Origin of the sequence: Pseudomonas sp. PS01298 (assembly GCF_029959745.1) — a bacterium.
Taxonomy (GTDB): Bacteria; Pseudomonadota; Gammaproteobacteria; order Pseudomonadales; family Pseudomonadaceae; genus Aquipseudomonas; species Aquipseudomonas aylmerensis.
Map to the genome: position 1 here is coordinate 36,854 of NZ_JASCPP010000013.1, position 22,839 is coordinate 59,692.

The following is a 22,839-nucleotide window of genomic DNA, read 5'->3' on the forward strand; positions in this document are numbered from 1 at the left end:
GATTATAGCTCAAAAGCAGTGGGAAGCTGTTAGCGGCGAGCGGCAAGAGGGACTAGCGGAAGATCTCGATGCTGCCGTCCTTGTTCTGGCGGTAGATCGTATAGGGCAGTACCAACGTGTCCAGTACGCCGGAGGCGGCGAATTCGATGGCGATGACCGGGAAGGCATTGCCGGCGGCGTCGGACACGCTTTGGTCCTTGAGGCTTTTTTCAGGCCTGGGCTCGCCATTGAGCGAACAAAACCCGTAGATCACCCCGCTATAGATGCGCGGCACGCTCTCGCAGTGGCTGCGCGAATCCTTGAGGTTCTGGCTGGCCACGGCGTCCGGGCGGAACACGGTATTGATCGTCCCGCAACCGGCCAGCGCCAGCACTGCTGCCAGGCACGCGACTATCGACGTACTCCTCACGTACAACTCCTTTTGACCCATCGGCCATTGTCATGGGCGGGGCTGACCACGCTAACATCGGGCCGTGTGTGCGCCCAGCGCCAACGCGCCGACGGGTTCCGTAGGCCGATTCCTAAATGAAATAAATCGCCCGAGTCACTAAACTCGCGCCCTTTTGCGCGTTTACACCCTAAGCGCCACGGATTCCGGCTGAACCATGACCCCGCTCACTCGCTTCACCCTGTTGCTGCCCGGCCTGCTCGCCCTGTGCGACACCGCCCGTGCAGACGACACCGCCCTGATCCTCGACCCCAGCGTCGTCACCGGCTCACGCAGCGCCAGCCCGACGTTCGACCTGCCGTACTCGGTGGACGGCATCAGCCGCGAGCAGATCAGCGACGGGCAATTGGGCATCAATGCCTCTGAAGCCCTGTCCCGCGTGCCAGGCCTGGTGGTGCAAAACCGCCAGAACTATGCGCAGGACCTGCAGATTTCTTCCCGCGGCTTCGGCGCGCGCTCGGCGTTCGGCGTGCGTGGCATCAAGCTGCTTGCCGACGGCATTCCCGCCAGCACCCCGGACGGCCAGGGCCAGGCCGCAACCTTCAATCTCGACACCGCCGAACGCATCGAAGTGCTGCGCGGGCCTGCCGCCACGCTGTATGGCAGCAACGCCGGCGGCGTGATCCAGATGTTTTCCCGCGACGGTGAAGGCCCGCCGCGCATCGGCGCCGAAACCCTGGTGGGCAGCGACGGCCTGAACAAAAACCACTTGAGCGCCGAAGGCGCCGCCAATGGTGCGGGCTTCGTCCTCGACGCCTCGCGCATGGACACCAACGGCTATCGCGACCACAGCAGCGCGCGCCGCGACCAGACCTTCGCCAAGCTCAATTTCCAGCCCGATGACGACAGCAAGCTGGCGCTGATCTACAGCAGCCTGGAGCAGAACGGGACGCAGGACCCGCTGGGGCAGAAATGGCAGGCGTATAAGGCAGACCCTCGCTCCGTGGACCCCGCCGCGTTGCAGTACAACACGCGCAAAAGCATCGATCATCAGCAATTGGGGATGAATTACGAGCGCTACATCGGCGATGCGACGTTACAGGTGAATGCGTATACGGGGCGCAGGAGTGTGATTCAGTACCTATCGATCCCCAAAGGCACCCCGCCCAACGAACGCGGCGGCGGCGTGGTGCAATTCGACCGCAAGTTCTACGGCGGCAGCGTACGCTGGATGCAGCCCATCGACAGCGCGCCGGGTGAGCTGACGATCATCACCGGCTTGGACTTCGACCAGAGCGAAGACAGCCGCCACGGCTACCAGAACTACAGCGGCACCACCCTTGGCGTAAAGGGCCAGCTACGCCGCGATGAAATCGACACGGCGCGCAGCCTCGATCCCTACCTCCAGGCCAACTGGGCCCTCGACCGCTGGACCCTGCAAGCCGGCATCCGCCACAGCAGCATGCAGTTGGACGTCGACGATCAATTCCTGAGCAATGGCGACGCCAGCGGCAGCAAGACCTACCAGAAAAACACCCCGTCGATGAGCGTGATGTACGCGTTCACGCCCGAGTTGCACGGCTACGTCAGTGCAGGCAAAGGTTTCGAAACCCCTACCCAGGCAGAATTGGCCTACGCGCCAGGTAATGTCGAGGGCTTCAACTTCGGCCTGAAACCGTCCGAAAGTACCCAATATGAAGTGGGCCTGAAGGCCCAGCTGAACGACACGCGGATCAACGCGGCGGTGTTCCAGATCACCACCGAGGACGAACTGGTAGTCGACCAGTCCCTGGGCGGGCGCACCAGCTACCAGAACGCCGGCCGCACCCTGCGGCGCGGTTTCGAACTGGGCATCGAGAGCCGGTTGGCCGAACACTGGAGCACCAGCCTCGCCTACACCCGCCTGCAAGCCACCTATGACAGCGACTTCATCGGCGGCGGCAAGCCCGTCGACAAAGGCAACTACCTCCCCGGCGTGCCGCAAACCACCCTGTTCGCCGAACTGAACTGGAAGCCACGGGACTGGGTCAGCACCGCCATCGAAGGCATGTACCGCAGCAAGGTCTACGTCGAAGACACCAACCAGCAACACGTCGCACCCGGCTACAGCGTGTTCAACTGGCGCGCCCGTTTCGAGCAGAAAGTCGAGCACTGGACCTTCCACCAGACCCTGCGCCTGGATAACCTGCTCGACCGCCAGTACGTCGGCTCGGTGATCGTCGGCGACGGCAACGGCCGCTACTACGAAGCAGCGCCCGGACGCTCCTGGTATGCGGGAGCCGGCGCGCAGTACCAGTTCTGATGCGCCCACCGAACTCAAGCAGCCTGCCGCTGAGCCAAAAGCGTTTGCACGCCTCTTTCAGCAAGCAATGCCCATGAAGCGCATCGCGTCACGTGTGGAAAACGGCACCTACAAACCCCGCATCATCCGGGTCAAGGCTGAATAAACCCGGCTAGTTGCGCTCCAGCACACGGCGACTGGCAAAGCTGAAGGTCAGCACCACAAAAATCAGCACGCCGGTCGCCACCTGCTGCCAGTAGAAATTCCAGCCGATCAGCAGCAGGCCGTTGGCGATCACGTTGATAAACAGCACCCCCAGCAAGGTGCCGGGGATATTTGCCCGACCCTGTCGGCTCAACGTCGTGCCGATGAACACCGCGCCAATCGCATTGAGCAAAAACGCATTGCCGGACAGCGGCACGTAGGCGCTGACCGTCGAGCTGAGCAACACCCCCGCCACCCCGCAGGCCAACGCGGTGGCCAGCGCCACGACGGTCACGATGCGCCGCACCGACAACCCCGAATAATACGCCAGCAGCGGCTGGGTGCCCTGGGCCAACAACTCACGACCCAGGCGCCCGCGCGCAAGTGCCAGGCCGTAGAACAGTGCCAGCCCAAGGACGATCAGCAGCGGGGTCAGGCCGGTCAGTTCAGGCTTCACGTCCTGGGCGATATAGATCGGCTGACCGCCGTCCGACAGCAACTGCTGGGCGCTGGTGCCGATAAACAACGTCCCCAGGGTCGCCAGGAAAGGGCTGATGCGCAGCCCGGCGATCAAGCCGGCATTGAACACCCCGACCAGCAACGCAGCGACCAGCGCCCCCGTGGCAGCTACCACCCAGCCATGCCCACCATTGAGCAGCACGACGAAGCTGAAACTGGCGAAATCCAGCGCGGTGCCCACCGACAGGTCGATACCGCCGGCGGCAACGGCGTAAGTCATGCCGATGGCGACAATCGCCAGCAACACGAAGTTGTTCAGCAGCAGGCTGTGCAGGTTGCCGGCGCTCAGGAACCCTGGCGCCTGCACGGCGAACACCGCGACGATCAGCGCAAACACCAGCGGCAAGGTCAGCGGCAACAAGGCGCGCAGGTTCATGGGTGGGCTCCTCGGTTCAAGGCGCTGGAGGCGGCGACCACCAGCAAGATCAACACGCCTTGCACGCCATTGACCCAGAAGCTCGACACGTTGAGCAACTGGAAGCCATTGATCAGAAAACCGATCAACAGCGCAGCGAGCAAGGTGCCCGGGATACTCGCCACCAGTCGCCTGGAAAACACCACGCCAAGAAAAGCGATCGCCACCACCGACAGCAACATGTCGCCGGAACCGGTGGTACTGCCGCTGAAAAATGCCGCCGAACACAGCGCGGCCACCGCGGCGCACAACCCCGACAGCAGGTAGCTCGAGAGCACGTAGGCCGGCACCCGGATCCCGGCTGCCTGCGCCGCCTGTGGGTATTCGCCGACCGCATGCAGGCGCAGCCCGTAGGCCGAATGCTGGATCAGCAAGGTCAGCACGCCCGCCGTCACCAGCAGCACCCACGCCAGTGCCGGCACCGCCAGCCAGGTGCCGCCGCTGAGCAGGTCGAGCAGCGGCGAGTCGGTAGAGACCACGGTGTTTTCCGTCAGCACCAGCTCCAACCCGGCCAGTACGTTCATGCTCGCCAGCGTCGCCAGCAACGGTGGCAAGCGCAGCAGCACCACCGCCAGGCCGTTCAGCACGCCGACCGCCAGGCCACAGCCCAGGGTCAACAGCACGCTGAGCCAAAGCTCCAGGCCGGCATTGTTGAGCCGGCTGAACACCGCCGCGCACAGCCCGAGATTGGCCGCCAACGACAGGTCGAGCCCGCCGGCCACCACATTCGAGCCGCCGCCGATAATCACGCAGGTCAGCCCGAAGGCCAGCACGCCGAGGATCGCCGACTGGCTGAACACATTGGCCAGGTTACCCACCGACAGAAAATTCGGTGCGGCCACGGCAAACCCCACCAGGATCGCCAGGAACACCCCCACCGAACCCCGGCGCAGCACCAGCACCCACACGCGTTGCGAGAACCGGGGCGTCGCGACATCAAGCATGTTCGACCTCCCGCGCCGGCAGCGCTGCAGCGGGCACGGCCCCCGTCGCACAGGCCAGCAACTGATCGCTGTCAGCCTCGCCGGCATGGAATTCACCGGCGATCTCGCCGCGATGCAGCACCACAATTCGATCACTGATCCCGAGCAACTCCGGCAAGTCCGAAGACAGCACCAGCACCGCCGCGCCCGCTTCCACCAGGCGTCCGATCAAGCGATAGATCTCCACTTTGGCGCCCACATCCACACCCACGCAGGGCTCATCCAGCAGGTACACGGCCGAGCGCCGACTCAGCCATTTGCCCAACGCGACTTTTTGCTGGTTGCCGCCGCTCAGTTGACTGACCGCCGCGTGAGGGCCGGGCGCCTTGATCGCCAGTTCATCGATCAAGCGCACGCTCTCCGCGTGCTCCTGGCGCCGGCTCAACAGCCCCCAGCGACTGAACCTTCCCAGCCCCGCCAGCGTGAGGTTTTCCAGCACCGACAGCAGCGGCGAAATGCCCTGGCTCCGCCGCTCTTCCGGCACCAGGGCGATGCCCGCGGCAATCGCCTGGCCCGGCGAGCGCAGGCGCAACAGGCGCCCGTCCAGGTGCACGCTGCCGCTGTCGGCGCGCTCCACGCCGAACAAGGTCTTGAACAACTCTTTGGCACCTGAGCCGACCAGCCCGGTCAGGCCGAGGATTTCTCCGCGGCGCACCTGCAGGTCAATCTGCCGATAACGCCGCGCCAGGCTCAGCCCGCGCACCTGCAACAACGGCGGGCCCAATTCGACCTTGGCCTTGGGGTACATCTCCTGCACCTCGCGGTTGACCATCAGCCGCGCAATCTCGGCGCTGGAGGTGTGTCGTGGCTGCACCACCGCCACGTCGCGGCCATTGCGCAACACCGTGACTTCATCGCACAGGCTGTCGATTTCCTGCAGGTAATGGGAGATGTACAGAATCGACAACCCCGGTCACGCAGGCGCTTGACGATGCGCAGCAGTTGGTCGACTTCACGCTTGACCAACGCCACGCTGGGCTCGTCGAATACGAGGATTTTCGGCTGGCGGATCAATGCCCGGGTAATTTGCAGCACTTGGCGCTCGGCGCTGTTCAGCTCGCCGACCAAGGCGCCTGCCGGCAGTTGCAGATCAAAATATTCGGCCAGCAAGCGCTCGGCTTCACGCTGCTGTCGGCGCCGATCCACGAACGGTCCGCGACGCAATTCATGGCCGAAAAACAGCGCCTCGCCGACAGTGAAACTCGCCGGCAACAGGCGCTCCTGATGGATGAACTGCACGCCCAGCGCATCCACCTGGCGCGGCGACAAGGAGGCATAGGATTGGCCGTCGATACTGACCTGTCCCGCATCAGCCTTGTGAAGGCCGGCAAGGATCTTGATCAAGGTCGACTTGCCCGCGCCGTTCTCGCCCACCAGCCCGTGAATGCTGCCACGCTCGACCTTCAGGCTCGCATCCTCCAGCGCCTGGGTGGCACCGAAGCGTTTGCGCAAGTGCTGCAGGTGCAATGCCGCCATCAGTCACCCCGCAATTGCTGGACCTGCGCCAGGTTGGCGGCGGTGGTCAGCAGCGTGGGCACATGGGTTTCCTTGGGCAGGTCACGTTGGCCGGCCAGGTAACGCGCCACGTTCTGCACGGCGGTCTTGCCGATCAGCGCCGGCTGCTGCGCCACCACCGCGCCCACCGGCGATTTCGCCTGGCCGAGCAGCGCCAGCACTTCGGGGGTGCCATCGACGCCGTAGGTCTTGATCTCGGTGCGCTTGGCATCGATCAATGCCTTGCTCGCGCCCAGTTGCGGGATGTCCCACGCCGACCAGATCGCCGAGACGCTGCCCGCCGGGTATTTGTTGAGCAATGCCGACACTTGGGAGTAGGCGTCCTGCACGGTATTGGGGATCACATCGCGCAGTTCCGGCTGGATAATCTCCAGCTGTGGGTAATCCTTGAGCGCCAGCTTCAACTGGTCATAACGGATCGCGCACACCGGCACGCCGTAGAAACCATTGAACACCAGGATCTTGCCCTTGCCGCCAGCGTCCTTGATCAACTGATCGGCCAGCGCCTTGCCGGTGGCGACGTTGTCCGAGGTGGTGTTGTTGAGGCTGTATTGCGAGGGCGCATCGATGGTGAACAGCGGGATGCCGGCCTTGCTGATGCGCTTGAGCCAGGGGTCGATCACGCTGAGGGTACCGAGGGTCTGGATCACCGCATCCGGCTTCTGGGTGACCACGGTCTGCAGCTGGGTCACCAGGTTTTTGTCGTTACGCCCGGCATCCAGGGTGATCGGTGTACCGCCCAGGCGCTTGATCTCATCGACCTGCGCCTGGAACGCCTTGATATCGAAATAGTGACTGGTGCCGGTCATGCTCACCGCAATGCGCTTGCCGGCCAGGGACGGCACGGCATCATCACCTTCTGCAGCATGAGCCACGCCACTCAGCAGCAGGACGGCGCCAAGGCAGATCAAACGGGAAAGCGAGGAAAGGCTGGAAGGCATACAGGGCTCCGCTGCAAACGGTGAAAGGGTTCACCAGGTGCTATTGCAGAGCCCGTGCCAGGATTTTTAATGAGTTAAATCAGCAAGATAAAAACCCAAAGCGAAAGCGTGATGTCGTTCTTGAACACAACTGCCCAATCGCTGTTGCCCACGCAACACCTGTCACTGAGTGTTCGCACCCTAGCTTGCGCATTTCGACTAAAGCGCCTGCGTTGACACGCTGGAATCGCAAGCATAGAACCTGGCGCAAAGGGACTGGGGGATCCCGGTCGGCGCTCTAGCCTCGGTGAGTTTCATCGGGGCTTTTCGCTTGCTGGAATGCGGAATTGCCTGAAACGAATTTTATCTGCCCCCCCATGCGAATGTGGGAGCGGGCTTGCCCGCGAAGGCGACCTGACAGTCGACCAGGATGTTGGATCAGACTGAGTACCTATCCCTTTCTGCGGCAACCGCGGCTACGGGTTCCGCTCTTGCAGCGGGTCACTTTCGAAAAGCGCGAAAGCAACCAAAGCGCTCTCGCCCCTACGCTCGGTGTGCCCGTAATCCGACATGGATTTGGCGGGCCACCATCGCCGGCAAGCCGGCTCCTACAGTTTGGGCAGTCGCTGATCGATCAGTTGGTACAACGCGCTGCTCTGCGGCCAGTTGCGCATGAACCGCGCGCGGTCCCTGGCATACGCCGGGGTGAAGCTCGCGATTGAGCTGTGTTGGCACATGGCGTCGAGGTCGATCAGCGACCAGCGGTCCTTGTCCCAGAACAGGTTATGGCCCTTGAAGTCACCATGGCTGATGCGTTCGCGGATCAGCTCGGCGAACAGCTGATCCAGCGCCTGCAGTTCGTTTTCCGGCGCCTCGCCGTTTTCAACGTACGGCGCGAAGCGTTCGATGATGTCCGGACCCGATAGGTATTCGGTGACCAGGTACGCGCGGCTGCGCAGCCAGAGAAAACGCTTTTCCAGCACGGCCAGCGGCTTGGGCGTGGCGATGCCGAGGAAGGCCAGGCGGTTGCCTTCGCGCCAGGAATGCCAGGCGCGACTGGGGCGCCAGAAGCGCTTGAGCCAGTGGGCAAAACCCTTGATGTTGTAGCGCTTGATCACCAGCGGCCGACCGGCCACCTCGACCTTGGCCACGCTGGCGGCACCGCCGGTCTTGTACAGGTGGCCCTGGTCGAGCAATGCATCCGCCTGCTCCAGCACCGCGAGCATCGCCGGCTCTTCCTCGCGACGAATCGCGCGCAAGGCAAAGGCCCCTCGCACCACGCTGAACAGCGTGCATTCGCGGCCGACCTTGTGCAGAAAGTCTTTCAGGCGCCAGGCACTGACCTTGCGCACCTGTTTCTCCAAGGCTTCCAGCGGCAGGGCGTGCTCGCTGTTGCCCAGCAGGTAGTACACCAGCAGTTCTTCGGTAAACGGCTCGAGATTTTTTGGCAACTGGGCGAAAAATACCCCGAGGTTTTCCAGCACACGGTTACGTGACAGCGGCTTACCGGCTTCTTCGACGCGAATCCCGGCGCCATCGATCAGGTACAGCTTGCCGTCCTGGCGCAGCAGGTTGTCCAGGTGCAGGTCTTCCTGCCACAGCCCTTTGGCGTGCATCTGCGCGACCGCACCCAGCGCCTCGGCCAGCACCGCTGTCTGCTCGTCGGCCAACGGCGGCAGGCCTTCGACGGCGTGCCAGGCATCAGCCAGGCTCTCGGCGCCCTCGATAAATTCGAACAGCAGCCAACCGCCCTCGCCTTCCTGCAAGCCATCGGCGAGCAGCAACGGGGTGGTCAGGCCTTGCTCGGCGAGCAGCCGCACGCCGCGCAGCTCACGCTGAAAATGCCGCGCCGCCTTGCTGCCCACCAACAACTTGGCCAGCACCGGACGCCCGCGCCACACCGCCGCGCCCACGTAGCGCTCGCCCGGCAACACCCGCAACAGGCTCAGCAGTTGCAACTGACCGGCGCCTGCGGCATCGGCGAGATCCAGAGTGAGGGGCAGGCTCGGTGTGCGGCCGGCGTTTTTCAGCTCGGACAGACGCATCAGCGGTTCTCCTTGTGGCTACGCCGTTTCGTCAGGCGCTGCAGCCAGGTGCCGACCAATGTACTGCCCTCAGGCTGATCGAGGTAGGCCGCCAGCAACTGGCGCACCTGCGCATCCGACCATTGCGGCGCACGGCGCAACAACGGCTCCAGGTCCTTGACCCGGTCACGCCAGCCGAACAGCAGCGGGCGGGTTTTCTCCAGGTCGATCAACTGCGCGGCGTAACCGTCACCGGTGGCCTGCAGGAAAATATGCTTGGGGTAGAAACAGCCATGCACCTGGCCAACGCTGTGCAGCCGGCGCGCCAACAGGCCGCAGGCCAACAGGATCGCGTGATGCTGGGCGTCGCTCAGGTGCGCCCACTGCTCCAGCAGCGAGTCCAGGTCATTCCAGCCGTCCAGGGCGCGGGTCAGCAGCATCGCGCGGTGCTCGCCGGCGACCTTGCGCTCGCCATAGAATGCCGCCTGCAACGCCGGGATACCGAGCTTGCGGTAGCGGCTGATATTGCGAAATTCGCGCGAGAAACTGGGCTCGCCCAACGGGCGGTGCAAGCTGCGCGTGAGGTAGTTGCTCTGGCGCTTGAGGTAATAGCCGTGGCCGTCCAGCTCCAGGCGAAACACACTGCTCCAGCCGCCACGGCTGGTGTTCGGCTCGTCCACCGCGTCCAGTTGCTTGGCCCACAGCGCGTCGAATGTCGCGAGGCCGTGGCGCTCCAACAGGGCGCGGTCTTCGGCCGCCAGGAAATCACTCATTCGCGTCCCTCGAAAAACTTCACCACGTGGCGAATACGCTGTTTGTCCGATGCACTCAGGTGCCGGCGCTGACGGTACTGCATGTAGAAACGCAGGCGCTGGGTGGCTGACAGGTGATACTTGGCCACCTTGTCCAGGCACGCCAGGTCCTTGGTGATGCGGTACTTGAGCCAGAAGCCGCGCCAGAAATCGCCATTGGGGCAGTCGATCAGGTACAGGGTCGACTGGTCGTCGATCAGCAGGTTGCGCCACTTCAAATCGTTATGGGTAAACCGATGGTCGTGCATGGTTCGCGTGTATTCGGCGAGCTGGCGGCTGACCGCGTCGACCCATTTGGGGTCGCGCAGGCGCGCATCGTTACGCTCGGCCAGCACCGAGAGGTCTTCGGTCCTCGGTAATTCGCGGGTGATCATCGCCCCACGGTCGTAGGCCAGGCCCTTGCGCGCCAGGCCCCAGGCGACCACGTCGGCGGTGGGGATACCCCACTTGGCGAAGCGCTTGAGGTTTTGCCATTCGGACTTCACGCGCGGCTTGCCCAGGTAGCGCCGCAACCCCTTGCCGGCGCCGGTGTAGCGCTTGACGTAGTAATTGACCCCGCCGCGCTCCACGCGGATCACTTCCGACAAGGGATCGCGGGTCAGGCGTTCGCCTTGCAGGGCGAACACCGCGTCGAGGCTTCCAAAATCATCCGCCAGGTGGGCGTAGGCAGGTTCCAGGTTCCAACCCGCCATCAGATCGCATCCCCATAACGTTGCTTGCGCGCGTACAGCTTGTCGGCCTTACGCTGCATCAGGCTCAACGATGCCGATTGCTCCGCCAGGATCTGGCGCAGCGGCTGGCGGAAGTAGCCCTTGAGGAAGCGCAGTTTGTCGCGGCGCGTCAGGCCGATGTCCAGCGCCGAGTAGTACAGCGCGGACAAGTCCTTGTCGCGCCAGCGCAGCGGCAGATGGGCACGCAACTGGGCGCGGTGCAGGTCGATCACCGAGAGCTTGATGTTGTTCGCGTCGATGGGCCTGGAAGTGTCCAGCAAGAAGTGGCAGAGGTAGCAGTCACGGTGATTGACGCCACCACGGTGCATGTCGCCCACCATGCGTGCCAGTTCGTGTGTGAGCGCATGGCGCAGCGCGGGGGCAGGCGGTTCGGCGACCCAGTTGATGCTGAGGTCTTCGAGGCTGAGGGTCGGCGCCAGTTCTTCGGTGATGATGAACGAGTGCTGGTCCGCCGGGTTGCTGCCCTTTTCACCGAAGGCCACGCCGGTCATGGTCGGCACGCCGAGTTCCTGCAAGCGATGAATCGCCGCCCACTCAAGGCCGGCGCCGAGCACCGGCAGCTTGGCGGTGATCAGGTTCTTGAAGATTTCACCCCAGCCGATACCCCGGTGGATTTTGACGAAATACGGACGGCCCTCCACCTCTGTGCGCAAGGTGCGACGTGCCGCCAGTTCACGGAATACCTGGCCTTGCAGTTGCTCGACTTCGGCGAAGGCATCGCGCCCGGCCCATAAAGTCTTGAACGGTTCGGCAAGAATCAACTTCATCGTTTTGGCTCCGCCAGAATCACATCCGCAGCGTGCTGCGGCATGCTGTAGAGGTCGGCCGTCTCGGCGAAGGCCAACCCATTGCGGCCCCAGGCCGCGCGCTGTGCAGTGTCGGTGAGCATGCGAGCCAGGTACTGGTTGAGCTGGCTCTGTTCGAACGGCTCATCCAGCACCAGGCCACTGTCGGCTTCGGCGATGTAGTGGGCGTAACCACACACGGCCGAGACCAGCACCGGCAACCCGGCCACCAGGGCTTCGAGCAATACGGTGCCGGTGTTTTCGTTGTACGCCGGGTGGATCAACACATCGGCGCCCAGCAGGAAACGCGGGATATCACTGCGGCCCTTGAGGAACTGCACATTGTCGCCCAGGCCCAGGGTCGCGCTTTGCAGCTGGAATACCTTGGGGTCGTCCTGGCCGATTACAAACAGGCGCGTGCGTTTTTTCAGTTCCGTCGGCAGCGCGGCCACGGCTTTCAAGCTGCGATCGACGCCTTTGGTCTTGAAGCCGGAGCCGATTTGCACCAGCAGCAAATCGTCGTCGGCCAGGTTGAATTCCTGGCGGAAACCCTGGCGAATCTCGGCCGCATTCGGCGGCGCGCGACGGTCCTGGGCAATGCCTGGCGGCAGCAGGTGGAAGCGTTGCAGCGGCGTGTCGTAATGCTTGATGAACAACGGCTGCTGCACTTCGGAGATCATCAGGATCTCGGTCTTGGCATCCTTGGCGAACACCGCGCGCTCGTACTCGGCAAAGTGGCGATAGCGACCAAAATTGCGGTACAGCGAATGGCGCAGGTTTTGCGCCTTGTCTTCGAAGCAGCCATCGGCGGCGTAGTACACGTCCAGGCCAGGCATCTTGTTGAATCCGATCAGGCGGTCGACCGGGCGCTTGGCCAGGTCCTCGGCCATCCAGGCGCTGAGCTTCTCGTTGCGCCGATGGTTGAAGAACGCCTTGACCGGCGCCACCAGCACTTCGAAGCCCGGCGGGATGTCACCTTCCCAGATCAGCGTGTAGACACGAATCTGATGGCCGCGCTGCTGGCACTCCAGGGCGATGCGCATGAAGTCGCGCTGCAGGCCGCCGAAGGGGAAGTATTTGTACAGAACAAAAGCCAGTTGCATCAGTGCAGTTCCTCAGCCAGTAACAACGTGCTCAGCCGGCTCGCCACACGCTCAGGGTTCAGGCGCGTGAAGCACAGGGGCGACTCACGCTTGATGTCGAACCGACGCAGGTCATCCGCCGTCGGTTGATAGGTACAGTTTTTTTGCAGGCACGGCGCACACGACCAATCGCTGGCCAGGTGAATCTGGCCCTTGCCGTAGGCGCCGGTCAGGCCGGGGTTGGTCGGGCCGAACAGGGAAATGGTCGGCACATCCAGCGCCGCCGCCAGGTGGCCCAGGCCGGTGTCCACCGCCACACAGGCGCGGGCACCGGCCAATACGCGGGCGACACCGGCGAGGTTCAACTTGGGCAGGACCTCGGCATTCGGCAGGCCCTGGGCCAGGCGCTCGGCCCGAGCCTTTTCGACCGGGTTGCCCCACGGCAATTTCACGTCCACCCCCAGGCGGCCCATGCGTTCGGCCAGCTCGCGCCAGTAGGCTTCGGGCCAGTGCTTGGTGTCCCAGGTGGTGCCGTGCAGCAGCAGCACGAAGGGCTTTTTCGGCGGCAGGCCGAGCAACTTGTCGACGCTCAGGCCATAGTCGCCCAGGCCTTTGGGCAAGTCATAACCGAGGGCCACGGCAAACAGCTGGCGCAAACGCTCCACCGCATGCTGCCCACGGGCCACGGCCAGGCGGCGCGAATAGAAGCGCGCAGCGATTGGCTCACGGGCCGACTGCTGGTCAAAACCCGCCACCGGGGCCCGCACGTAACGGGTCAACCAGGCACTTTTGAGCAGGCCCTGGGCATCGATTACCAGATCATATTTGGTCGACTGAATGCGCTGCTTGAAGCGTCGCCACTCGCCACTCTTGAAGGTCTGCCAAAGGTTCTTGCGCCAGCGGCGGATCGCCACCGGGATCACCTTGTCCACCGCCGGGTGCCAGGTGGGGATTTCGGCAAAGCCTTCTTCCACCACCCAGTCGAATTGAATGCCCGGGATCGCCCGCGCGGCGTCGGTAAGTGCCGGCAACGCGTGGATCACGTCGCCCAGGGATGAGGTCTTGATTACCAGTACGCGCAAACTATCGGACCTCGACCGCAGAGCCCTGCAACCGCTGCAAGGCTTCGTTCACCGGCTGCGGCAGCAACTGGCGCATGCAGTTGTAATGGCCGAAACGGCAGGTGCGATCAAAACAGGGGCTGCAATCGAGTCCCAGGCGCACCACTTCGACCTGATCGGCCAACGGCGGAGTGAAGCCCGGCGAGGTGGAGCCATAGACCGCCACCAGCGGGCGATTCAGCGCAGCCGCCACGTGCATCAGGCCGGAGTCGTTGGACACCACCGAGTCGGCGCAGGACAGCAAGTCGATGGCCTCGGCCAGTGACGTATCGCCACTGAGGTTCACGGCTTCTTCGCGCAGGCCGGGAATCAGGCGCTGGCGAATGTCCTCGCCGACCGGGTGATCCTTTTTCGATCCAAACAGCCACACCTGCCAACCTTCGCGGATCTTGGTCTCGGCGACTTTGGCGTAATGCTCCGACGGCCAGCGCTTGGACTCGCCAAACTCGGCACCCGGGCACAGCGCCAGCACCGGGCGATCGAGTTGCAGGCCGAACTTGGCCAGCGCTGCATCGCGGGTGACTGGATCGATTTGCAGGCTCGGGCGCGGGTACGGCGTCGGCAGTTCGGCGCCGGGGGCGTAGGCCAACGCCATGAAACGCTCGATCATCAGCGGGTAACGCGCCTTGTCGAGCTTGCGCACGTCATTGAGCAGGCCGTAGCGAAACTCGCCACGCCAGCCGGTGCGCTTGGGGATACCGGCGAAAAACGGCACCAGCGCCGACTTCATCGAGTTGGGCAGCAGGATCGCCTGGTCGTACTGGCCGGCCAGGGATTTGCCGATACGCCGGCGGGTCGCCAGTTCCAGGGCACCGTGGCCGAGCGGAAAGCTCAAGGCCTTGCGCACTTCGGGCATGCGCTCGAGGATCGGCCGGCTCCACTCAGGGGCAAGCACGTCGATCTGGCAGTCCGGATAGCGCTGGCGCAGGCACTGGAACAGTGTCTGTGCCATCACCATGTCACCGACCCAACTGGGCCCAACGATCAGAATATTCATGTAGTTTCCACAAACGATGCGGGGAGGCTTATGCCTCCCCGCCTCGAAAATTACTGTAGGTCACGGTTGGCCCGGTAACAGCTTTGTGCGGGAGCGGGCTTGCTCGCAAAAGCGATCTGTCAGCCGCCCCATCGAGTGACTGAAATAGCGCTTTCGCAAGCAAGCCCGCTCCCACCTTTATTCGAGCTTCAGCTTAACCCCAGTTCCTGCCAGATTCGCATCACCTGGCGCCGTTCGTCGGCGAACTGATCCCCGGCTACCGTACCAGCCTCATTCTGCAGGGCCTGGCGGTGCGCGGCGGAGCGGTAGGCTTTATACACCTCGCGCAGCAGATGAGCATCGGCGGCGGGCATCAACCCCACCTGCTCCAGGCCTTCCAGAATGCGGATATTGTCGGTATAGCGCAGCAACGATGGATGCTGCGCAGACCACGCCAAAGCCGCGTATTGCACCATAAATTCAATATCGACGATACCTCCGGCGTCCTGCTTGAGGTCGAACAGCGCCGTGGCTTCGAAGGCATTGGCGCCGGTGCCGGCCGCCGTGCCCTTGGTGCCCAGGTTGTCACGCATCTTGGCGCGCATCTCGCTGACCTCCTGGCGCAGCTTCGCCAGATCGCGCTCACGCCCCAGTACCTTGGCCCGGACCTGCTCGAACGCCTGGCCCACATCCTGGCTGCCGACCAGCACGCGCGCGCGGATCAGGGCCTGATGCTCCCAGGTCCAGGCTTCATTTTGTTGATAGCGATCAAACGCGCCGAGCGAACTGACCAACAGCCCGGACGCGCCCGAAGGTCGCAGGCGCATGTCCACTTCATACAGCTGGCCGGAGTTGGTCTGGGTGGTCAGCAGATGGATGATCCGCTGGCCCAGGCGCGTGAAGAACTGCGCGCCATCAATCGGCTTGGCGCCGTCGGTCTCGGCCTGCGGGTCGCCATCGTGGATAAACACCAGGTCCAGGTCCGAACCATGCCCCAGTTCGATGCCGCCGACTTTCCCATAACCGACAATGATGAACCCGGGATCGCACAAGGTGCCGTCCAGCCGTTGCGGCGAGCCGTGGCGCGCCACGGTCTGGCGCCAGGCCAGGGCCAGCACCTGTTCGAGGATGGCTTCGGCGAGCCAGGTCAAGTAGTCGCTGACTTTCATCAACGGCAGGCTGCCGGCGATTTCCGAGGCCGCCACGCGCAGGCGGTGAGCCAGCTTGAAGTGCCGCAAGGCCTCCATCTGCTGCTCCAGGTCATCCTCGGGGATGCGCGTGAGCCGCTCGCGCAACTCGGCGGCAAGTTCCGGCGCCAATGGTGGCTTGAACAGGCGGCCTTCGTTGAGCAACTCGTCGAGCAGCAGCGGGAAACGCGTGATCTGCTCGGCAATCCACGGGCTGGCGGCGCACAGGGTCAGCAGGCGGCGCAGGGCGTCGGGGTTTTCCGTGAGCAGCACCAGATAGGCAGAGCGCCGCGCGACGGCCTCCACCAGCGGCAATACACGTTCGAGCACCAGGTCCGGGTTGGCGTGTTCGACGGCCTGGGCCAGCAGGCGCGGGATAAACGCGTCCAATCGCTCGCGACCGAGGCGCTGCATGGCGCGCAATTGCGGGCTGCTGCGCAGGCCGGCCAGGGCCTTGAGGGCCTTGGGCGCATCAGTGAAGCCGCCTTCCGCGAGCTGACGACACGCAGCCTCTTCGTCCTGGGACTCTTCCCACAGCGGCAACCACTCTCCGCCCACGACCAGTTCGCCCTCTTCGCCTTCCTCTTCATCCGGATCCGCGATGACCTGGCGGAAATGCCAATCCACCCGGCCACGCCAGTACATCAGGCGCTCATGGAACGCGGACCAGTCGGCGAAACCGAGCATAAAGGCAATGCGCGCCTGGTCCTCCGGGCTGTCCGGGAGCATTTGCGTCTGGCGATCGGCAATCGCTTGGATCGCGTGCTCGGTGTAGCGCAGGAATTCATAGCCGTTGCGCAACTCGGCGATCACCGCCGGCGGCAGGTAGCCCTGGCCTTCGAGGGTGCCGAGCACTTTGAGCAGCGGCCGCTGCTGCAGGCTGAGGTCGCGACCACCGTGGATCAACTGGAAGGCCTGGGCGATGAACTCCACCTCGCGGATGCCACCCGAGCCCAGCTTGATGTTTTCGGCCATGCCCTTGCGCCGCACTTCCTGCTGGATCAGCTGCTTCATGGTGCGCAGCGCTTCGATGGCTGAAAAGTCCAGGTAACGGCGGTACACGAAGGGGCGCAGCATATCGAGCAACTGCGCACCGGCGACCTGGTCGCCGGCGACCACACGCGCCTTGATCATGGCGTAGCGTTCCCAGTCGCGACCCTGGTCCTGGTAGTACTGCTCCAGCGCGTTGAAGCTGAGCACCAGCGCGCCAGCCGAGCCGTAGGGGCGCAGGCGCATGTCGACACGGAACACAAAGCCGTCGACGGTCATCGGATCGAGGGCCTTGATCAATTTTTGACCAAGGCGGATGAAGAATTCCTGATTATCCAGGGAACGCTTGACGCCCACCGTCTCCCCGCCCTCGGGGTAGGCGAAGATCAGGTCGATATCCGACGACAGGTTCAGCTCCACCGCACCGAGCTTGCCCATGCCGAGGATCACCATGTGCTGGGCTTCGCCGCTGCGCCGGCCAGTCGGCGTGCCGAACTGCACGCAATGGCGCTGGTACAGCCACTGGTAGGCCTGGTCGATGCTGGCGTCGGCCATGTCGGAGAGGTCGCGGCAGGTTTGCACCAGGTCCGCCTGGCGGGTCAGGTCGCGCCAGATGATGCGCACTTGCTGGCGCGTGCGCTGGCGGCGCAGCACGCGGCCCAGCTCATCTTCTGTTTCGGCCTGTTGCACGGCGCCGGCGATCTGGCCGCACAGCTCCCCCGGTGCAAAGCCGCGGTCCAACTCGCCCCAGGCCACCAGTTCGAGCAACATCAAAGGGTCACGAACACTCTGTTCAATCACGAAATCACTGGCGGCGCACACGCGGGCGAAGTCGGCCCACCGTTGCGGCGTCCACGCAGAAAGGCCATGATCGTCGTCCAGCGCGGCCACTGCGTCACGAAATGACTGCTCGGCCCGGCTGGCGTAAGGCAAGAGAATGGCGGGTAATTCGGCCAGTGTTGGCAGGCTCATGGTCTATCCTTGATCGGCGCGTAAATGGCTTGTAGCTGTGAACGCAAGAACCACGCTCGATGAAGGACTGTCGAACAAAAGTTAGAAATAGCTGAAAAATCATTAATTTTGGCAGGCAACATTAAACTTCTACCTTTTCTTGTTCGCAAAAGATCAACAATAACGATTATGCTCACCAGCCAGACCGAGCAATCCGCTCAGTCTTGTGTAGTTTTACTACTCGTATATACATTCGAAAGGCTGAAATGGCCGACGATTTGTAGTAAAACTACAGGACGCCGAAGCAACCTTCGGCCATCCAAGAATTTATGTCGTCTGCCCACAAGGCCAGTCGCAAACTTCAGGCAACCGATTCTGGTAGCCTTTCCGCCCTGGAGCAAGCCATGCAAGACCTCGATCCCGTCGAAACCCAGGAATGGCTGGACGCCCTGGAATCGGTTCTCGACAAAGAAGGCGAAGACCGTGCTCACTACCTGATGACCCGTATGGGCGAACTCGCGACCCGCAGCGGCTCGCAACTGCCCTACGCCATCACCACGCCGTACCGCAACACCATCCCCGTTACCCACGAAGCACGCATGCCTGGCGACCTGTTCATGGAACGCCGCATTCGCTCGCTGGTACGTTGGAACGCCATGGCGATGGTAATGCGCACGAACTTGAAAGATTCTGACCTGGGCGGTCACATCTCCAGCTTCGCTTCCAGCGCAACCCTGTACGACATCGGCTTCAACTACTTCTTCCAGGCCCCGACCGACGAACACGGCGGCGACCTGATCTACTTCCAGGGCCACACCTCGCCAGGCGTCTACGCCCGTGCGTTCATGGAAGGCCGCATCACCGAAGAACACATGAACAACTTCCGCCAGGAAGTGGACGGTAACGGCCTGTCGTCGTACCCGCACCCTTGGCTGATGCCTGATTTCTGGCAGTTCCCGACTGTATCCATGGGCCTTGGCCCGATCCAGGCGATCTACCAGGCACGCTTCATGAAGTACCTGGAAGCGCGCGGCTTCATCCCGGAAGGCAAGCAGAAAGTCTGGTGCTTCCTGGGCGACGGCGAGTGCGACGAGCCGGAATCCCTGGGCGCCATCTCCCTGGCTGGCCGCGAGAAGCTGGACAACCTGATCTTCGTCATCAACTGCAACCTGCAGCGCCTCGACGGCCCGGTTCGCGGCAACGGCAAGATCATCCAGGAACTCGAAGGTGTGTTCCGCGGTGCTCAGTGGAACGTGACCAAAGTCATCTGGGGCCGTTTCTGGGACCCACTGCTGGCCAAGGACGTCGACGGTATCCTGCAACGCCGGATGGACGAAGTCATCGACGGCGAGTACCAGAACTACAAAGCCAAAGACGGCGCGTTCGTACGTGAACACTTCTTCAACACGCCTGAACTCAAGGCGATGGTTGCCGACCTGTCCGACGACGAGATCTGGAAACTCAACCGTGGCGGCCACGACCCGTACAAGGTCTACGCGGCGTACCACGAAGCGGTCAACCACAAAGAACAACCGACCGTCATCCTGGCCAAGACCATCAAGGGTTACGGCACCGGTGCCGGCGAAGCGAAAAATACTGCGCACAACACCAAGAAAGTCGATGTCGACAGCCTGAAGTTGTTCCGCGATCGTTTCGACATCCCGGTCAAGGACGAAGAGCTGGAGAACCTGCCGTTCTTCAAGCCGGAGCCGAACAGCGCCGAAGCCCGTTACCTGAGCGAGCGCCGTGCCGCACTGGGCGGTTTCGTGCCACAGCGTCGCGCCAAGTCCTTCGACATCCCTACACCGCCACTCGATACCCTCAAGGCTATCCTGGACGGCTCGGGCGACCGTGAAATCTCCACCACCATGGCCTTCGTGCGGATCCTCGCGCAGCTGGTCAAGGACAAGGAAATCGGTTCGCGCATCGTCCCGATCATCCCGGACGAAGCCCGTACCTTCGGTATGGAAGGCATGTTCCGTCAGTTGGGCATCTACTCCTCCGTCGGCCAGCTCTACGAGCCAGTCGATAAAGACCAGGTGATGTTCTACAAGGAAGACAAGAAGGGCCAGATCCTCGAAGAAGGCATCAACGAAGCGGGCGCCATGAGCTCCTTCATCGCTGCCGGTACTTCGTACTCCAGCCACAACCAGCCGATGCTGCCGTTCTACATCTTCTACTCGATGTTCGGTTTCCAGCGTATCGGCGACCTGGCTTGGGCAGCAGGCGACAGCCGTACCCGTGGCTTCCTGATCGGCGGCACCGCCGGCCGTACCACGCTGAACGGCGAAGGCCTGCAACACGAAGACGGTCACAGCCACATCCTGGCTGCCACCATCCCGAACTGCCGCACCTTTGATCCAACCTACGGCTATGAGCTGGCGGTGATCATCCAGGACGGCATGAAGAAGATGACCGAAGAGCAGCAGGACGTTTTCTACTACATCACCGTGATGAACGAGTCCTACCAGCAGCCAGCCATGCCGGCCGGTGTCGAGGAAGGCATCATCAAGGGCATGTACCTGCTCGAAGAAGACACCAAAGAAGCGGCGCACCACGTGCAGCTGATGGGCTCCGGCACCATCCTGCGTGAAGTGCGTGAAGCGGCTAAGATCTTGCGTGACGAGTTCAACGTCGGCGCTGACGTCTGGAGCGTTACCAGCTTCAACGAACTGCGTCGCGATGGCCTGGCCGTAGAGCGTCATAACCGCCTGCACCCTGGCCAGAAGCCACAGCGCACCTTCGTGGAAGAGTGCCTGACCGGCCGTAAAGGCCCGGTGATCGCTTCGACCGACTACATGAAACTGTTTGCTGAACAAATTCGCCAGTGGGTCCCGTCCAAGGAATTCAAAGTCCTGGGCACCGACGGTTTCGGCCGCAGTGACAGCCGCAAGAAGCTGCGTCACTTCTTCGAAGTCGACCGTCACTTCGTGGTGTTGGCAGCCCTGGAAGCCTTGGCTGACCGTGGTGAGATCGAGCCTAAGGTAGTGGCTGACGCTATCGTCAAGTTCGGGATCAACCCGGAAAAACGCAACCCACTGGACTGCTGAGGAGATTTTTTGTGAGCGAACTCATTCGCGTACCTGACATCGGCAGCGGTGAAGGTGAAGTAATCGAGCTGTTTGTGAAGGTCGGCGACACCGTCGAAGCCGACCAGAGCATCCTGACCCTGGAATCGGACAAGGCGAGCATGGAAATCCCTGCTCCCAAGGCCGGCGTGGTCAAGAGCCTGAAAGTGAAGCTGGGCGATCGCCTGAAAGAAGGCGACGAACTGCTGGAGCTGGAAATCGAAGGTGCCGCTGATGCGGCCCCTGCGGCCGCCCCGGCTGCCGCTGCTGCACCAGCACCTGCTGCTGAAAAACCTGCTGCTGCCGAGGCCGCTCCGGCCCCGGCTGCTGCACCTGCCGCCGCCAGCGTCCAGGACATTCACGTCCCGGACATCGGCTCGTCAGGCAAGGCCAAGATCATCGAGCTGCTGGTCAAGGTCGGCGACACCGTCGAAGCCGACCAGTCGCTGATCACCCTGGAGTCCGACAAGGCCTCCATGGAAATCCCTTCGCCGGCTGCCGGCGTGGTGGAAAGCATCGCGGTCAAGCTGGAAGACGAAGTCGGCACTGGCGATTTCATCCTCAAGCTCAAAGTCCAAGGCGCAGCGCCGGCTGCCGCTCCAGCACCAGCGGCCGCTCCGGCTGCCAAGGCTGAATCGGCTCCAGCTGCCGCCGCCCCTGCGCCTGCTGCCAAAGCCGAGGCCGCTGCGGCCCCTGCCGCCGCCGCTCCAGCGCCAAGCGGTGCCAAGGTGCACGCCGGCCCTGCCGTGCGTCAGCTGGCCCGTGAGTTCGGCGTTGAGCTGAGCGCCGTGTCGGCCACTGGTCCTCACGGTCGCGTGCTGAAAGAAGACGTGCAGGTCTACGTCAAGGCCATGATGCACAAAGCCAAGGAAGCGCCAGCTGCTGGCGGCGCTACCGGTGGTTCGGGCATTCCGCCGATCCGCACCGTGGACTTCAGCCGCTTCGGCGAAACCGAAGAAGTGCCGATGACCCGCCTGATGCAAATCGGCGCGGCCGGTCTGCACGCCAGCTGGCTGAACATCCCGCACGTGACTCAGTTCGACCAGGCCGACATCACCGACCTGGAAGCTTTCCGCGTTGCGCAGAAAGCCGTGGCCGAGAAGGCCGGCGTGAAACTGACCGTGTTGCCACTGCTGCTCAAGGCCTGTGCACACCTGCTCAAGGAACTGCCGGACTTCAACAGCTCGCTGGCGCCAAGCGGCAAGGCGATCATTCGCAAGAAATACGTGCACGTAGGTTTTGCGGTCGACACCCCGGATGGCCTGCTGGTACCGGTCATCAAGAACGTCGACCAGAAGAGCCTGCTGCAGCTTGCCGCTGAGGCTGCTGCACTGGCTGCCAAGGCCCGTGACAAGAAGCTCACCCCGGACGACATGCAGGGCGCGTGCTTCACCATCTCCAGCCTCGGCCACATTGGCGGCACCGGCTTCACGCCGATCGTCAACGCGCCGGAAGTGGCGATCCTGGGTGTGTCCAAGGCAACTATCCAGCCTGTGTGGGACGGTAAAGCGTTCCAGCCAAAGCTGATGCTGCCGCTGTCGCTGTCCTACGATCACCGTGTGATCAACGGCGCCGCCGCTGCACGCTTCACGCAGCGCCTGAGCCAACTGCTGAACGACATCCGCACCATCCTGCTGTAAGCCGCAACGGCCTCCCCTTCAGCGGGGAGGCCCTTGCCGCACCGATTTCCGAGCGCCACGCTCGTACCTCAACCCCGCCACTTGGCGGGGCTTTTTTTGCCTGCGTACCAGGTAAAAATTGAACAAGCCAAACAGGTTTGTACACCTTCCGTCACATCGATTGAAGAAACCCCTCGCGCGGCCGATAACCCCCTTATAGCACTTAGCCTTCATCCTCTCTTGTCAGCCCGCGCCGCATGATGCAACC

The 22,839-nt window shown here is 63.0% G+C and carries 15 protein-coding genes and 1 pseudogene; 3 read left to right on the forward strand and 13 right to left on the reverse strand.

From position 1 onward, the window contains the following. Window positions 1–52: 52 nt before the first annotated feature. Window positions 53–409, reverse strand: a complete 357-nt coding sequence (locus tag QMX97_RS07940) for a YceK/YidQ family lipoprotein (RefSeq protein WP_282396673.1) — start codon at window positions 407–409, stop codon at window positions 53–55. Window positions 410–605: 196 nt separating this feature from the next. Between QMX97_RS07940 and QMX97_RS07945 the strand changes: the two genes are divergently transcribed. After that, window positions 606–2,690 (forward strand): TonB-dependent receptor, encoded by a 2,085-nt coding sequence (locus QMX97_RS07945; RefSeq protein ID WP_282396674.1) that lies wholly within the window; start codon window positions 606–608, stop codon window positions 2,688–2,690. Window positions 2,691–2,841: 151 nt separating this feature from the next. Here the strand turns inward: QMX97_RS07945 and QMX97_RS07950 are convergent, their stop codons facing one another. The 12 genes and pseudogenes from QMX97_RS07950 to glnE form a co-directional block, all read right to left on the reverse strand. Continuing rightward, window positions 2,842–3,768 (reverse strand): ABC transporter permease, encoded by a 927-nt coding sequence (locus QMX97_RS07950; protein WP_282396675.1) that lies wholly within the window; start codon window positions 3,766–3,768, stop codon window positions 2,842–2,844. Next, window positions 3,765–4,751, reverse strand: coding sequence for an ABC transporter permease (locus tag QMX97_RS07955; RefSeq protein ID WP_213550348.1), 987 nt, complete (start codon window positions 4,749–4,751; stop codon window positions 3,765–3,767). The genes QMX97_RS07950 and QMX97_RS07955 overlap by 4 nt, the downstream gene beginning before the upstream one ends. Then, a pseudogene (locus QMX97_RS07960) lies at window positions 4,744–6,266 on the reverse strand (sugar ABC transporter ATP-binding protein). The gene QMX97_RS07955 and the pseudogene QMX97_RS07960 overlap by 8 nt, the downstream one beginning before the upstream one ends. Then, window positions 6,266–7,246 (reverse strand): sugar ABC transporter substrate-binding protein, encoded by a 981-nt coding sequence (locus QMX97_RS07965; RefSeq protein ID WP_282396676.1) that lies wholly within the window; start codon window positions 7,244–7,246, stop codon window positions 6,266–6,268. Before QMX97_RS07965 ends, QMX97_RS07960 begins: the two are co-directional and overlap by 1 nt. A 587-nt stretch (window positions 7,247–7,833) precedes the next feature. Continuing rightward, window positions 7,834–9,270 carry a lipopolysaccharide kinase InaA family protein gene (locus tag QMX97_RS07970; protein WP_282396677.1) on the reverse strand — a complete coding sequence of 479 codons (1,437 nt, stop codon included), beginning with the start codon at window positions 9,268–9,270 and terminating at the stop codon, window positions 7,834–7,836. After that, a complete protein-coding gene (locus tag QMX97_RS07975; protein WP_282396678.1) occupies window positions 9,270–10,022 on the reverse strand; it encodes a lipopolysaccharide kinase InaA family protein in 753 nt (250 codons plus the stop codon). The genes QMX97_RS07970 and QMX97_RS07975 overlap by 1 nt, the downstream gene beginning before the upstream one ends. Further along, window positions 10,019–10,753 carry a lipopolysaccharide kinase InaA family protein gene (locus tag QMX97_RS07980; protein WP_065900030.1) on the reverse strand — a complete coding sequence of 245 codons (735 nt, stop codon included), beginning with the start codon at window positions 10,751–10,753 and terminating at the stop codon, window positions 10,019–10,021. Before QMX97_RS07980 ends, QMX97_RS07975 begins: the two co-directional genes overlap by 4 nt. Beyond that, a complete protein-coding gene (gene rfaP, locus QMX97_RS07985; RefSeq protein WP_065900029.1) occupies window positions 10,753–11,559 on the reverse strand; it encodes a lipopolysaccharide core heptose(I) kinase RfaP in 807 nt (268 codons plus the stop codon). Before rfaP ends, QMX97_RS07980 begins: the two co-directional genes overlap by 1 nt. Then, complete coding sequence (locus tag QMX97_RS07990; RefSeq protein WP_065900028.1) at window positions 11,556–12,680, reverse strand: glycosyltransferase family 4 protein; 1,125 nt, start codon at window positions 12,678–12,680, stop codon at window positions 11,556–11,558. Before QMX97_RS07990 ends, rfaP begins: the two co-directional genes overlap by 4 nt. Then, entirely contained in the window at window positions 12,680–13,741 is a 1,062-nt protein-coding gene (gene waaC / locus QMX97_RS07995) for a lipopolysaccharide heptosyltransferase I (RefSeq protein ID WP_065900026.1), read from the reverse strand. Before waaC ends, QMX97_RS07990 begins: the two co-directional genes overlap by 1 nt. A gap of 1 nt (window position 13,742) precedes the next feature. Continuing rightward, a complete protein-coding gene (gene waaF, locus QMX97_RS08000) occupies window positions 13,743–14,777 on the reverse strand; it encodes a lipopolysaccharide heptosyltransferase II (protein ID WP_065900023.1) in 1,035 nt (344 codons plus the stop codon). A 188-nt stretch (window positions 14,778–14,965) separates the two neighbouring features. Beyond that, complete coding sequence (gene glnE / locus QMX97_RS08005) at window positions 14,966–17,905, reverse strand: bifunctional [glutamate--ammonia ligase]-adenylyl-L-tyrosine phosphorylase/[glutamate--ammonia-ligase] adenylyltransferase (RefSeq protein ID WP_065900021.1); 2,940 nt, start codon at window positions 17,903–17,905, stop codon at window positions 14,966–14,968. Between the two features lie 383 nt (window positions 17,906–18,288). On the opposite strand from glnE, the gene aceE reads away from it, so the two are divergent. Both aceE and aceF read left to right on the forward strand, forming a co-directional pair. Then, window positions 18,289–20,934, forward strand: coding sequence for a pyruvate dehydrogenase (acetyl-transferring), homodimeric type (gene aceE / locus QMX97_RS08010; protein WP_065900019.1), 2,646 nt, complete (start codon window positions 18,289–18,291; stop codon window positions 20,932–20,934). 11 nt (window positions 20,935–20,945) lie between these two features. Next, the gene (aceF, locus tag QMX97_RS08015) at window positions 20,946–22,592 is read left to right on the forward strand and encodes a dihydrolipoyllysine-residue acetyltransferase (RefSeq protein ID WP_106805351.1); all 1,647 of its coding nucleotides are present in this window, start codon (window positions 20,946–20,948) and stop codon (window positions 22,590–22,592) included. Window positions 22,593–22,839 lie beyond the last annotated feature (247 nt).

Bases quoted from the DNA above. Each gene is read 5' to 3' on its own strand.
- QMX97_RS07970 (WP_282396677.1), bottom strand. From the start codon at position 9,270: ATGCGTCTGTCCGAGCTGAAAAACGCCGGCCGCACACCGAGCCTGCCC.
- QMX97_RS07955 (WP_213550348.1), bottom strand. From the start codon at position 4,751: ATGCTTGATGTCGCGACGCCCCGGTTCTCGCAACGCGTGTGGGTGCTG.
- aceE (WP_065900019.1), top strand. From the start codon at position 18,289: ATGCAAGACCTCGATCCCGTCGAAACCCAGGAATGGCTGGACGCCCTG.
- QMX97_RS07980 (WP_065900030.1), bottom strand. From the start codon at position 10,753: ATGGCGGGTTGGAACCTGGAACCTGCCTACGCCCACCTGGCGGATGAT.
- QMX97_RS07950 (WP_282396675.1), bottom strand. From the start codon at position 3,768: ATGAACCTGCGCGCCTTGTTGCCGCTGACCTTGCCGCTGGTGTTTGCG.
- QMX97_RS07945 (WP_282396674.1), top strand. From the start codon at position 606: ATGACCCCGCTCACTCGCTTCACCCTGTTGCTGCCCGGCCTGCTCGCC.
- waaF (WP_065900023.1), bottom strand. From the start codon at position 14,777: ATGAATATTCTGATCGTTGGGCCCAGTTGGGTCGGTGACATGGTGATG.
- QMX97_RS07975 (WP_282396678.1), bottom strand. From the start codon at position 10,022: ATGAGTGATTTCCTGGCGGCCGAAGACCGCGCCCTGTTGGAGCGCCAC.
- QMX97_RS07990 (WP_065900028.1), bottom strand. From the start codon at position 12,680: ATGCAACTGGCTTTTGTTCTGTACAAATACTTCCCCTTCGGCGGCCTG.
- QMX97_RS07965 (WP_282396676.1), bottom strand. From the start codon at position 7,246: ATGCCTTCCAGCCTTTCCTCGCTTTCCCGTTTGATCTGCCTTGGCGCC.
- glnE (WP_065900021.1), bottom strand. From the start codon at position 17,905: ATGAGCCTGCCAACACTGGCCGAATTACCCGCCATTCTCTTGCCTTAC.
- rfaP (WP_065900029.1), bottom strand. From the start codon at position 11,559: ATGAAGTTGATTCTTGCCGAACCGTTCAAGACTTTATGGGCCGGGCGC.